The sequence below is a fragment of the Demequina sp. NBRC 110053 genome (genome assembly GCF_002090095.1).
Taxonomy (GTDB): domain Bacteria; phylum Actinomycetota; class Actinomycetes; order Actinomycetales; family Demequinaceae; genus Demequina.
Genome location: NZ_BBRJ01000002.1, coordinates 1,695,635 through 1,708,322, shown reverse-complemented (window position 1 = coordinate 1,708,322; position 12,688 = coordinate 1,695,635). Strand labels below are relative to the sequence as shown.

Annotated in this window: 13 protein-coding genes; 4 read left to right on the top strand and 9 right to left on the bottom strand. The window is 69.5% G+C overall.

The features are described 5' to 3' along the window. Positions 1–41 precede the first annotated feature (41 nt). Both B7K22_RS08035 and B7K22_RS08030 read right to left on the bottom strand, forming a co-directional pair. On the bottom strand, positions 42–1,115 hold the full coding sequence (locus B7K22_RS08035; protein WP_084039407.1) for a BMP family protein: 1,074 nt from the start codon (positions 1,113–1,115) through the stop codon (positions 42–44). 221 nt (positions 1,116–1,336) lie between these two features. Then, complete coding sequence (locus B7K22_RS08030; protein WP_371327661.1) at positions 1,337–2,428, bottom strand: mannose-1-phosphate guanylyltransferase; 1,092 nt, start codon at positions 2,426–2,428, stop codon at positions 1,337–1,339. 49 nt (positions 2,429–2,477) lie between these two features. On the opposite strand from B7K22_RS08030, the gene sdhC reads away from it, so the two are divergent. Genes sdhC through B7K22_RS08010 form a run of 4 tightly spaced genes read left to right on the top strand, consistent with a single transcriptional unit; the run spans position 2,478 to position 5,881 of the window. Further along, complete coding sequence (gene sdhC, locus B7K22_RS08025; RefSeq protein ID WP_084039405.1) at positions 2,478–2,876, top strand: succinate dehydrogenase, cytochrome b556 subunit; 399 nt, start codon at positions 2,478–2,480, stop codon at positions 2,874–2,876. Next, a complete protein-coding gene (locus tag B7K22_RS08020) occupies positions 2,876–3,337 on the top strand; it encodes a succinate dehydrogenase hydrophobic membrane anchor subunit (RefSeq protein ID WP_144276302.1) in 462 nt (153 codons plus the stop codon). Before sdhC ends, B7K22_RS08020 begins: the two co-directional genes overlap by 1 nt. Further along, positions 3,334–5,103: a succinate dehydrogenase flavoprotein subunit gene (gene sdhA / locus B7K22_RS08015; protein WP_084039404.1), complete on the top strand. Its 1,770-nt coding sequence runs from the start codon at positions 3,334–3,336 to the stop codon at positions 5,101–5,103. The genes B7K22_RS08020 and sdhA overlap by 4 nt, the downstream gene beginning before the upstream one ends. Before the next feature lie 10 nt (positions 5,104–5,113). After that, positions 5,114–5,881 carry a succinate dehydrogenase iron-sulfur subunit gene (locus B7K22_RS08010; RefSeq protein WP_084039403.1) on the top strand — a complete coding sequence of 256 codons (768 nt, stop codon included), beginning with the start codon at positions 5,114–5,116 and terminating at the stop codon, positions 5,879–5,881. Positions 5,882–5,966: 85 nt separating this feature from the next. Here the strand turns inward: B7K22_RS08010 and B7K22_RS08005 are convergent, their stop codons facing one another. From B7K22_RS08005 to sigE, 7 genes are all read right to left on the bottom strand, one after another. Then, a complete protein-coding gene (locus tag B7K22_RS08005; RefSeq protein WP_084039402.1) occupies positions 5,967–6,686 on the bottom strand; it encodes a DUF4190 domain-containing protein in 720 nt (239 codons plus the stop codon). A gap of 129 nt (positions 6,687–6,815) precedes the next feature. Next, positions 6,816–8,276 carry a YihY/virulence factor BrkB family protein gene (locus B7K22_RS08000; RefSeq protein WP_084039401.1) on the bottom strand — a complete coding sequence of 487 codons (1,461 nt, stop codon included), beginning with the start codon at positions 8,274–8,276 and terminating at the stop codon, positions 6,816–6,818. Positions 8,277–8,280: 4 nt separating this feature from the next. Beyond that, positions 8,281–9,294 (bottom strand): tryptophan--tRNA ligase, encoded by a 1,014-nt coding sequence (trpS, locus tag B7K22_RS07995; protein ID WP_084039890.1) that lies wholly within the window; start codon positions 9,292–9,294, stop codon positions 8,281–8,283. Positions 9,295–9,418: 124 nt separating this feature from the next. Beyond that, positions 9,419–9,751, bottom strand: coding sequence for a twin-arginine translocase TatA/TatE family subunit (locus tag B7K22_RS07990; protein WP_084039400.1), 333 nt, complete (start codon positions 9,749–9,751; stop codon positions 9,419–9,421). A 5-nt stretch (positions 9,752–9,756) separates the two neighbouring features. Continuing rightward, positions 9,757–11,148, bottom strand: a complete 1,392-nt coding sequence (locus tag B7K22_RS07985) for a S1C family serine protease (RefSeq protein WP_234983354.1) — start codon at positions 11,146–11,148, stop codon at positions 9,757–9,759. A 17-nt stretch (positions 11,149–11,165) separates the two neighbouring features. Beyond that, on the bottom strand, positions 11,166–12,011 hold the full coding sequence (locus tag B7K22_RS07980) for an anti-sigma factor (RefSeq protein WP_084039399.1): 846 nt from the start codon (positions 12,009–12,011) through the stop codon (positions 11,166–11,168). Next, positions 12,008–12,610, bottom strand: coding sequence for an RNA polymerase sigma factor SigE (gene sigE / locus B7K22_RS07975; protein WP_084039398.1), 603 nt, complete (start codon positions 12,608–12,610; stop codon positions 12,008–12,010). Before sigE ends, B7K22_RS07980 begins: the two co-directional genes overlap by 4 nt. Between the last annotated feature and the right edge of the window lie 78 nt (positions 12,611–12,688).

Sequence of the window (12,688 nt, the reverse complement as noted above, 5' to 3'; positions counted from 1 at the left end):
TCGCGAGTTGGGGGTGGGGAGATATGTCCCCTATCAGGCACTTAGCCCGCGGTCGACGGCTCGATCTCGCCGTTCATGATCGCGGCGGCGATGGTCTCGAGCTCGGAGACGACCTCATCGGAGACGGTGCCCTCGGCGAAGTCCGCGACGCCCACGCCGCTGTTCTCGAGGGTGCCGACGTAGGGCTCGTTCGTGTACTCGGTCATCGAGGCCTCGATGGTGTCGAACACCGAGTTGCCGATGTTCTTGAGCACCGAGGTGAAGATCACGTCGGCGTAGTCGGGAGCGGACTGCGTCCAGTCGGAGTCGACGCCGATGAGCCACGCGTCGCCTGCCGCCTGCACGGCCTGCGCCGCGCCCAGGCCCACCGGACCGGCGACGGGCATCACGATGTCCGCGCCCTGGTCGAGGAAGCCCTGCGCCGTGTTCTGGCCGTTGGCCTGGTTCTCGAAGTCGCCGGTGAACGAGCCGTCAGCGCCGTCCCAGCCGAGCACCGTCACGTCCGCGCCGTTCTGCTCGTTGTAGTAGTTGGCGCCGGCGAGGAAGCCGTCCATGAAGATCGACACGGTGGGGATGTTGATGCCACCGAAGGTGCCGAGGGTGCCGGTCTGCGTCGCCGAGGCGGCGGCGTAGCCGGCGAGGAACGCCGCCTCGTCGGTCTCGTAGAAGAGGGGCTTGATGTTCTCGACGGGCTCCTCGTAGCCGAAGTCCACGATCGCGAAGTTCACGTCAGGGTTCGCCTGCGCGGCGGCGAGGGTCGCGTCACCGAGGAGGAAGCCCACCGTGATGATGAGGTCGCATCCCGCAGCGACCTGCGCGTCGAGGTTGGGGCCGTAGTCAGACTCGGCGGTCGACTCGGCCTGCGCGATCTCGACGCCGAGCTCGTCGGCGGCACGCTGCAGGCCCTCGTATGCGGACTGGTTGAAAGAGGCGTCGTCGAAGCCACCCTGGTCGGACACCATGCAGGCCTTGAAGTCGACCTCCTCGACCGGCGCCTCGGACTCGGTGCCACCGGTCTCGGCAGCCGTGGGCTCCTCCTCGGGGGCGGTTCCGCACGCGGCGAGCGCGAGCGCACCAGCAGCGGCGATGGCACCGAAGCGAATCGTGTTCTTCATGTGTAGTTCCCTCACATTTGGGTCGTGCCTGTTGGGTACGCCAGGCAGGTGCGTCGGCTCCCATGCTACGTGCGCTTTGTTTCGTGTTCTCGCCCAGACGTTGCGGCACGGCAACGGTTTGGTATCGATCCGCCCTGGTAGGTGTGATCTAGCGCACATCTCGTGCGCGTGCGATGGCACGCCAGCAGCGTCCAGGGCGTGGCTCGGGAGGGACCTGCCTGCTAGAGCCGCACATCCTTGACCCGCTGAGCGGCGTGGCGGCCCAGCACCAGCAGCGCCTCGTCGGTCTCGACGACCACCGCATCGGCGATGCCCACCACAGCCAGCGGCTTGGTGCCGCCGACCACGACGGCTCCCGGAGCGTCGACGACGGAGACGGGAGCATCGCGGCCGATGCGGATCACGCCATCCGCATCGGCGCTCAGCATCGATGCGAGCGCGTCGAAGTCACCCACGTCGTCCCATGCGAACGAGCCGGGCACCACGGCGACGCCGCCCTCGGCGGCGACCGGCTCGGCGATCGCATGATCGATGGCGATCTTCGTGAGCGTGGGCCAGATCTCCGCGAGCGCATCGGCCCTGCCGGGCCCGTCCCACGCCGCGGCGATCCGCCGCACTCCGGCCTCGAGGGACGGCTGCAGGCGCGCGAGATGGCCCAGCAGCACGGAGGTCGACACCACGAACATGCCCGCGTTCCACACGTGCCCCCCTGAGGCCAGCATCGCCGCGGCCGCCTCGTGGTCGGGCTTCTCGGTGAACGCCTCGACCTCGAACGCTCCCGGGGCATCGGCCAGCGCTGCGCCCGAGCGGATGTAGCCGAACGCGCTCGACGGCCCGGTGGGCTCGATGCCGATGGTGACGACCTTGCCGGTCCGAGCGGCGCCCACCGCCGTCGCCACCGCCTCGCGGAAGGCATCGGCGTCGGGGATGACGTGATCCGCCGCGAAGGAGCCCATGATCTGCTCCCCGTGGCGCTGCTCGATGAGCGCTGCCGCGAGCGCGATGGCCGCCATCGAGTCGCGCGGGCTGGGCTCCGCGACGATGGCGCGCTCGTCGAGATCGGGCAGCTGGGCGGCGACCGCGGAGGCGTGCCGCTCGCCGGTCACGATGATCACCTCGGCGCTCAGGGGGGCGAGCCGCGCGACCGTGTCTTGGATCAGTGTCGAGCCGGTGCCGAGCAGGTCGATCAGGAACTTGGGCCTGTCGGGTCGCGACAGCGGCCACAGCCTCGATCCCACCCCGCCCGCCGGCACCACGGGGACGAAGCCGTCGATCGTGCGCGAGGGCGTGGAATTCTGAGTCACGGAGTCCACATTAGGATGGGGGCACCGCAGAAGCACCACACAGACACACCACACACGCATGACCTCAAGGGAGAAACCCGTGTCCCCCGCACCCACGCTGTATCGAGGCCGCGAAGGCATGTGGATGTGGGTCGTGCACCGTACGACCGGCGTCGCGATCTTCTTCTTCCTGGTGATCCACGTGATCGACACGTCGCTCGTGCGCGTGTCGCCTGAGGCATACAACCTCATCATCGGGCACTACAAGTCCCCCATCTTCGGGATCGTCGAGGCCGGTCTCGTGGGCGCGATCATCCTGCACGCCTTCAACGGCCTGCGCGTGATCGCCGTCGACCGCTGGAACTGGGCGCTGCGCCACCAGCGGATGCTCGTATGGATCGTGTGGGGCATCTTCGCCGTGCTGATGGCCGGCTTCCTGCCGCGCCACCTCATGAACGTGTTCGGGGGCGCTCACTGATGGCCGCTCCCGAGCTGACCACGCCGCGCCAGCGGCCCGCGAACCTGCGCACCCTGGGCCGCACGCAGCGGTGGGGGTGGATGTATCAGCGCATCTCCGGCGTGATCCTCATCGCCCTGATCTTCACCCACCTGTTCGTCAACCTCATGGTCGGCGACGGCGTGAGCCAGATCGACTTCGCCTTCGTCGCCGGCAAGTGGGCTGACCCGCTGTGGCAGTGGTGGGACTTCGCCATGCTGGTGCTCGCGATGACGCACGGCACCAATGGCATGCGGATCCTGGTGGACGACTACGCGAGGAGGCCATGGCTGCGCGCGACGCTCCAGTGGGCGCTGCTCATCACCATGGTCGTCATCATCGTGCTGGGGTCGCTGGTGATCTGGACCTTCGACGCCTGTCCCCTCGACTCCTCCGGCGATCTGATGCCGGGAGTCCCGAGCTTCTGCGAGAGTGTCGTATGACCGAGCACGAGTACGACGTCGTCATCGTCGGTGCCGGCGGCGCCGGTATGCGCGCGGCCCTGGAGTCCTCCCAGCGGGCCAAGACCGCGGTGCTGACCAAGCTCTACCCCACGCGCTCCCACACCGGGGCGGCGCAGGGAGGCATGGCAGCGGCGCTCGCCAACGTCGAGGACGACAACGCCGAGTGGCACACCTTCGACACGATCAAGGGCGGCGACTACCTGGTGGACCAGGACGCGGCCGAGATCCTGTGCACGGAGGCCATCGACGCCGTGCTCGACCTCGAGAAGATGGGTCTGCCCTTCAACCGCACCACGGCCGGCAAGGTCGACCAGCGCCGGTTCGGCGGCCACACCCGCAACCACGGCGAGGCCGCCGTGCGCCGCGCCTGCTACGCCGCTGACCGCACCGGCCACATGATCCTGCAGACGCTGTACCAGCAGTGCATCAAGCAGGAGGTGGAGTTCTTCAACGAGTTCTACGTCCTGGATCTGATCCTCGACGGCGACCCGCAGGCGGCTGCCGACGGCGACGAGGTGGCTGTCGCTGGCGTGGTCGCGTACCAGTTGTCGACCGGCGAGGTCCACACCTTCCGCGCCAAGTCCGTCGTGTTCGCCACGGGCGGCGCCGGGAAGGTCTTCAAGACCACTTCGAACGCGCACACGCTCACCGGCGATGGCATGGGCATCGCGCTGCGGGCGGGCCTGCCGCTCGAGGACATGGAGTTCTTCCAGTTCCACCCCACGGGCCTCGCGGGCCTGGGCATCCTGCTGTCCGAGGCGGCGCGAGGCGAGGGCGGCATCCTGCGCAACTCCGAGGGCGAGCGCTTCATGGAGCGCTACGCCCCGACCATCAAGGACCTCGCGCCCCGAGACATGGTCGCGCGCGCGATGGCGAACGAGGTGCGCGAGGGTCGCGGCTGCGGACCCAACAAGGACTACGTGCTGCTCGATCTCACGCACCTCGAGCCCAAGCACATCGACGAGAAGCTGCCGGACATCACCGAGTTCGCGCGCACCTACCTGGGCGTCGAGCCCTACACCGAGCCGGTGCCCGTGTTCCCCACCGCGCACTACGCGATGGGCGGCGTGCCCACCAACGTCAACGCCGAGGTGCTGCGCAACAACACCGATGTGGTCAAGGGACTCTACGCCGCCGGCGAGGTCGCCTGCGTGTCCGTTCACGGCGCCAACCGCCTGGGCACCAACTCGCTGCTCGACATCAACGTCTTCGGGCGTCGCGCGGGCATCGCCGCGGCGGAGTACGCGACCTCCATCGACGCGGGTCCGGCGCTGCCAGCCGATGCGGCTTCCAGGGTGGAGGGCATGGTCACCTCCCTGCGGGAGACGGTCGGCGGCTCGGGCACCGAGCGGGTCGCCCAGATTCGCAAGGAGCTGCAGGAGACCATGGACATGAACGTCCAGGTGTTCCGCACCGCGGAGTCGCTCGCTGAGGCCGCATCGGTGGTGAGGGACCTGCGCGAGCGGTACGAGAGCATCGCGATCCACGACCGTGGAACGCGGTTCAACACGGACCTGCTGGAGGCCGTGGAGCTGGGCTTCCTGCTCGAGCTGGCGGAGGTGGTCATCGCTGGCGCCGACGGCCGCAAGGAGAGCCGCGGCGGCCACTACCGCGAGGACTTCCCCACCCGCGACGACGAGAACTACATGCAGCACACCATGGTGTACTCGACGCCCGACGGGCTGAGGATGGACTGGAAGCCCGTCGTGGTGACCAAGTACCAGCCCATGGAACGCAAGTACTAGGAGGGATGACATGACCGCGACTGCCGAGGCAGAGCCCGAGGTGGGCGCCGTGGAGTCCTTCACGGTGACGCTCAAGATCCTCCGCCACGACCCCGACGGCCTCGACGGGCGCGAGCCCGGCACCGAGTACTGGGAGGAGTTCGAGGTCCAGGCCCACGCCACCGACCGCGTGCTCGACGCGCTTCACGCCATCAAGTGGGAGCAGGACGGCTCGCTCGCGTTCCGTCGCTCGTGCGCGCACGGCGTGTGCGGCTCCGACGCCATGCGCATCAACGCGCGCAACCGCCTGGCATGCAAGACGCTTCTCAAGGACCTCAACCCCGCGCGCCCCATCACCGTCGAGCCCATCAAGGGCCTCCCGGTCGAGAAGGACCTGATCGTCGACATGGAGCCGTTCTTCGCCTCCTACCGCGACATCATGCCGTTCCTCATGGCCAGCGGGCCGGCCCCCGAGCGCGAGCGGCTCCAGTCGCCCGAGGACCGCGAGCGCTTCGACGACACCACCAAGTGCATCCTGTGCGCGGCATGCACGACTGCATGCCCGGTGTTCTGGACGGACGGCCAATACTTCGGGCCTCAGGCGATCGTGGGCGCCCACCGCTTCATCTTCGACTCCCGCGACGAGGGCGAATGGGACCGGCTCGAGATCCTCAACGACAAGGCGGGCGTGTGGAAGTGCCGCACCGCCTTCAACTGCACCGAGGCGTGCCCGCGCGGCATCGAGGTGACCAAGGCGATCGCCGAGGTCAAGCGCGCGCTCACCTCCGGCGAGGTCTGAGCCCGACCGCGCCCCGGCACGCAGCAGCGAGGGCGGCCCCCCACCGGGGGGCCGCCCTCGCTGCATGTCTCAGGCGCGTCGGCCGTCAGAAGCCGCGGCCATCCTCGCACCACAGCTGGCTCACCGGTCGCCCGCGCCCGCCACACGCGTCGCCGAAGGCCTCGTAGCCGGAGTTCCATTCGGCCTGCTCGTACAGGTCGTCGCAGGCGGGATCGTCGCCCGCCTCGCATGCGTCCCACAGCGCGTCGAGCGCCGGGTCGTCGCCGTACGTGGGGCTCGCCGTGAAGTCCCCGTCGCCCGAGTAGGCGGAGCCTTCGAGGCCCTCCTCGAACCCCGCCGAGAACTCCTCCTCGAACGTCGAGAACGCCGCGTTCGCGGTGGCGATCCAGAACCCCATCACGACGCTCCACCCGATGGTGCCGAGGATGCCGAGGACGACGCCCGCCCACGCCATGCCCGCGCCTGACCGGTCGCCGTCGGCCGTGCGGCGAAGGCCGATCGCCCCGAGGATGGTGGCGACGAAGCCGAGACCCAGGATGCCGGTGACGAGCGCGGCGATCGACACGCCATCGGTGCCGCCCGAAGGCGAGGACGACGCCTGCTGGTACGGGGGCGCCGGATATGAGGACGACTGGGTGGCGGTCGCAGCCGGCGACGGGTACGCATACGACGGTGGGCTCGAGTATCCTGCGGTGTCTCCCGCGCCGTAGGTGTTGACCTGGTACTCGGGGGTCGGCGGCGCCGCCGACTCGGGGGCCCATCCGCCCGTCGACGGGGGATTCTGGAACGGGTCCTGCGTGGTCACGGCTCGGGTCCTCTCTCAGCGTGGCGCGATCGTCGCGCGGCGTCCGAGCAGACTGTACTGGGCGCGGCCGTCATCGGCCAGCAGGCAGTGGCGCACCTCTCACCGCCCACGTGCGCGTCGGGGCGCAGGCTAGCGCCGCAGCCAGGAGCGCACGCGATCGCCGATGCGCTGCAGTCCGCCATCGGGGGTTCCGAGCAGGGCGCCGCCGTCCGGCTCGAGGATCGACTGGGTCAGCTCCTCGATGGGGGCGGCGAGATACACCGCGGCCTCGCGGGCGTCGCTCGCACGAGAGAAGCGCGCGAGCTCCTCGCCGCTCACGAGGAGCACGAACGGGTGCTCGCTGTCCTCGTCGTGGGCCATTGTCACATCGGGCAGCCACAGGTCGCGGGCGCTGTGCACCACCAGCCTGCCCTCGACGCCATGGGCATCGCGCGCGATGCTGGCGAGGCTCAGGGCGGCGTAGCGCTCCGCGGCGCGCAGGGACGGCGACCGCATGGCGCTCCACGGCTCGCCCACCACCGGCGCGAGGCTGACGGAGACGACGTCCTCACTGTCGCGCTCGAGCAGCAGGTCGGGGTGGCGCGGGCCCGTGTCGATGGTGACCACTCCGGTGCCAGCCTCCGTGATGCTCGCTCGGGCATCGTCGCGGACGAACGCGGCGAAGGCCGGCGACAGCTCCTCCTTCGCGAGCGGCCCCGACCTGCGATAGGTGCCCAGGAAGGCCGCCGAGTACAGCATGATGCGGGCGGTGTAGTTGGTGAACAGCAGCAGGGTCAGGATGCCGGCGAACGGTGCGAGCACGGCGTTGTCCGACACGCCCTGGATGATGAGCGACATCACCTGGCGCAGGACCGCCATGCCCAGCGCCGCGACCGCGAGCGTCGTCAGCACGTACCGGCGCGGCAGTCGCACGCCGCCCAGGAACACCAGCACGATCGCGGCGAAGGCCATGTCGACCACGTACAGCACCGCGATTCCCGACAGGCGCACGGCCCACTCCTGCGGCGCTGAGTCGAAGAGCAGATTCGCCACCTCGTTGGCCACGACCGACGTCGCGATCTGCAGGCCCACGCCCAGGAGCACCATCAGCGCGATGCCCAGCAGCGCAGCGAAGTCCCGCAGCTTGCCCTGCAGAGGCGTCCGATCATCCACCTGCAGCATGGCCCACACGCCCATGCGCATGCCGCTGATGTAGCGCGCCGCGGTGTTGAACAGGATCAGGAACGCGACGGCGCCCACCACCCCGGTCACAGCCGTGGGGGCGAGCGCGGCAGGGTCGACCAGGCCCGACTCGTCCTCGGTGGCGACCACGCCGGGGATCGCGTCGTCGATGAACTCGAAGATCGTGTCCCTCAGCTCCTCATCACCTGCGATGAACCAGCTCGCCAGGGTCACGGCGATCAGCAGTCCTGCCGCGATCGACGTCAAGGAGAAGAACGCGATGCCGCCCGCGATGACGGACCCGTTGCGATCGTTGTACCGCTCGAGCGTGCGCCCCGCGTGGGTGGCGTCGAAGCGCTCCTTGAGCGTCTTCGCCTTCGCTACCGCGGACTTGCCGCGCTCGGTCAGCGATGCGTCGTCGCCCGCCACACACTCACCTCCGGGATGTCGGGGCCACCAGGCCCACCCGCTCGTACAGTCGTGCGAGCGTCGCGCTGGCGATCGTGCGAGCCTTCGCGGCGCCCTCCTCCAGTACCGAGTCCAACCGCGCGGGCGACTCGATCCATTCCATCGCGCTGTCGCGGAGCGGCGTGAGGTAGCTGACGACCACCTCGGCGAGGTCCACCTTGAGGTGGCCGTACATCTTGCCCTCGTAGTCCGCGACCAGCTGCTCGACGGAGCGGCCGTCGAGCGCGGAGTAGATGGTCAGCAGGTTCGACACGCCCGCCTTCGCCTCCCGGTCGAACGCGATGACCGCGTCGGAGTCCGTGGCGGCGGACTTGATGTTCTTGGCGACCTGCCGGGGGTCCTGGAGGATCTCGATCGTGCCCTTGGGGCTCACCGCGGACTTGGACATCTTCTTGGTGGGGTCCTGGAGGTCGTAGATCTTCGCGACCGACTCGACGATGTGCGCATCGGGCACCACCACCGAGCCCTCACCCAGGCGGGTGTTGAGGCGTTCCGCCAGGTCGCGCGACAGCTCGAGATGCTGGCGCTGGTCCTCGCCCACCGGCACCAGATCAGTGTCGTACAGCAGGATGTCAGCCGCCATCAGAATCGGGTACGTGAAGAGGCCCACGTTGGTGCCGGCCTCGCCGACCTTGGCGGACTTGTCCTTGAACTGCGTCATCCGGCCGGCTTCGCCCATGCCGGTGAACGTGCTCAGCAGCCAGGCGAGCTGCGCGTGCTCCGCGACGTGGGACTGGAGGAACACGATGGACCGCTGCGGATCCACTCCCGCCGCGAGGAACTGGGCGGCCGTGGCACGACTCCGGCGGCGCAGCACCTCCGGGTCCGGCGCCACCGTCAGCGCATGCAGGTCCACCACGCTGTAGATGGCGTCGTGCGTGTCCTGCAGCCTCACCCACTGCACCAGAGCCCCCAGGTAGTTGCCGAGTTGGAGGGAGTCTGCCGTGGGCTGCATGGCCGAGAACACGCGAGGCTTCATGCCCCCATTCTTGCCCACGCGCGCACGGGAGCCCAACCCGCGCATCGGCGCTCCCCCTCGAGGACGAGTGGGGCCTCCTTCGCTCACGACAGAGGGCCGCCATCGCGCAGCGCCGATGCGGTGGCTAGGTGGCCTCGGAGTCGTAGGGGGCCGGCGCTCCCTGCTCCGGAGCAGCCGCGGCGGCGGCCGCAGGTGCGGCCGCCGCCGACGGCGTGGGCTCGTAGAGCGCCTCGCGCACGATGCGGCGCGGGTCATACTGGCGCGGGTCGTACTGCTTCCAGTCGACGTCGGGTCCCAGCTCGGACGTGAGCGTGTCCTTGTTGGAGTTCACGAGGTCGCGCATCGACACGACCCACTCTCTCAGCTGGCGGGCGTACTCGGGCATCCGCTCGGGTCCGATCACGACGATCGCGACCACGATGAGGACCAGGAACTCCCAGCCGTTGATGCCCAGCATGGGCCCTATTCTTGCGTGTCGGGCTCGGGCTCACCAGTGTCGAACTCGACGGCGGAGCTCGAGTCGAGCGTCACGACGACCTCGCGCTCGTCGCCGTCGCGCTCGACGGTGAGGGTCACGTCGTCACCCACAGCCTGCGCACGAATCTGCACGACGAGCTCGTCGGACTGGGTGATGGGCCGGCCGTTGATGGCGGTGATCACGTCACCCGGCTCGAGGCCGGCGTTGTCGGCGGGCCCGCCCTCGACCACCCCGGTCTCGTCGTCGAGGATCAGCACGCCCTCGCCGGTGTAGCGGCCGTCGAGCTGCACGCCGATCACGGGATACGTGGCGGAGCCGGTCTCGATGAGCTGCTCCGCGGTGTGCTGAGCCTGGTTCGACGGGATCGCGAATCCCAGCCCGACGGAGCCGGTGCTCGTGCGCGTGAGGCCCGGCAGCGCCGCGATGGCCGAGTTCACGCCGATCACCTCGCCCTTGGCGTTCAGCAGCGGCCCACCTGAGTTGCCGGGGTTGATCGCCGCGTCCGTCTGGATCGCGTCGATGTACGCCGGCCCGCTGCTGTCGCCGGCGGTCACGGGGCGGTGGACGGCGGAGACGATGCCCGTCGTCACGGTTCCCGTCAGGCCAAGGGGCGAGCCGACGGCGATGGTCTCGTCGCCGACCACGACGTCATCGGAGTCGGCGAACGTCATGGGGGTGAGGCCGTCGGCCTCGATCTGGATGACTGCGAGGTCGTAGTCGCCGGTCGCGCCCACGAGATCCGCGTCGTACTCCGACCCGTCCGACATCACCACGGTGATGCTCTCGGCGCCTTCGACCACGTGGTTGTTGGTGAGGATGTAGCCGTCCTCGCGAATCACGAACCCCGAGCCGGTGCCGCCGCCGAGGGCGCCAGAGGATGCCTCGATCGACACCACGGACGGCATCACGGCGGCGGAGACCACCGCCACGGAGTCCTCCGCGCGATCGACGGGATCGCCGGTCGCGACCTGCACGGTCGGGGTGGGCTCGAGGTACTCGTCGTAGATCCATGCGCCGCCGAGTCCGGCCCCTGCGCCCACGATGAGCGCGGACACGAGGATCAGAGCCACGGTGGACTTCCGCACGCGCCCGCGCGGGGCCTTCTGCTCGACGGGCGGCTCCGGCGGCTCGTAGCCCGAGCCGTCGTGCTGCGGCTCGCCGGTGTACATCACGCCATCCGCGCCGGGCGCGAAGCTGCCGGGCTGCGGCGCCTGAGGCGGCTGCGCGGCGCTGGTGTCAGCGTGCGCGGCACCGGTCACGGCCGCTCCGTGCGGCAGTGGCTGGGTGGCATTCAGGTCGGGCTCGCGGTCCGCGCGCGGGGGTGCGGCGGGCGCGCTGGAGGGTGCCCCTGGCGGGGCGAAGGTCGGGTCAGACACGGGATGCTCCTCACGCATCATGGCGTCACGACGTCGGCGATCTCGCTCAATCCGTCGGTGACGCGGTCAACAAAGGTCGGCTCGCCATGCGCCGGGAACGCGGAGGCCACGGCCTCGAGCGTCGACGCAGTGCACGTGCACTTCAGGGAGATCACCACATCTCCGGTCTGCCATACCAGCGTGCGGGGCTGCTCGCTGAGCACATACGCGACCGTGTGACCGAGGTCCACGCTCTCGTAGTACTCGGCGATGACCCCCGGCAGCTGGCCATGCTGCTGGGCGACGAGGATGGGCTCGAGGCGAGCCAGCATCGACGCCACCAGGACGTTCTCTCCGGTCGAGGAGCGCATCACGCGCGCCTCGACGGGCACCAGCCCGGTGCTCTCCCAGTCGGGGTGCACCCAGCTTCGCAGCTCTTCGCCCGAGCGCATCGCCTGCGCCCCCACCTGCGTCACGGCGGCGGAGGCCGCGACCGTCTCCTCGGGCTCGGCGAACTCGAGCGCGACCTCATCGGGCTCGCCCGCGACGTATCCGGCGGTGACCATGACGGTCAGGACCGCGACCACGGCGGCCACGGCGAGCATGGGCCTGCGGTCCGGCGGGCGGGCGGCCCGGGCGCGCTGCTTCGACTCTCCCTGGGCGATCTGCGCCATGCGCTCCCGGTCGAGCAGCTGCTGCGTGAAGCGCAGGTCGATGCCTGCCTCCGACGTCTTGAGTGCCTCGCGTGCGGCGCGCAGCTCGTCCCACCGCGAGCGGCACTCAACGCACGCCTCGAGGTGGTGCATGGCGCGCGCGGCCTGCGCAGGGCTCAGCCGGTTGTCGAGGAGGTCGTGGACGCTCTCGCCGAGGTGGTGCTCGTTCACACTCCACCTCGCACCGGCGCGCGGTGAGCCAAGGACTCACGGAGCTTCGCGCGGGCGCGAGAAAGTCGGGAGCGGACGGTGCCCATCTTGATGCCGAGCGTGGCGGCGATCTCCTCGTACGAGAGTCCTTCGATGTCGCTCAGGACGACGGCGGCACGGTACTCGGGCTGCAGATCCGCGAGCGCCGCGACGATGTCGTCACCGAGGTGGGACATGTCGAAGGCATCCTCTGGCTGGCCCGAGCGCTCGTGGCGATCGAAGCTCTCGGAGGTCGCCACCGCGACGTCGTCATCTGCCATGAAGTCGAACCGGATGCGCTTCTTGCGGCGCACGCGGTCGAGGAACAGATTGGTCGTGATGCGGTGCAGCCAGCCCTCGAAGGTGCCGGGCTTGTACTGCGACAGCGAGTTGAACACGCGGATGAAGACATCCTGCGTGAGGTCCTCGGCGTCGTGCTGGTTCCCGGTGAGGTGATAGGCGAGCCGGTAGACCCGGCCCGAGTGCTCCTCGACGATCCGCTCCCACGTCAGCTCGGGCGGAAGGGTCTCGGACGTGAAGGCGGGCGCTGCGGTCGCGCTTGGCGCGTGCGTGTGCGTCATGTGCTGTGCCTCCTCCACGGTTCTCCCAACGGTTACCTACTGATCAATGTTCCCATGCCCAACCTGAGAGCGCATCGG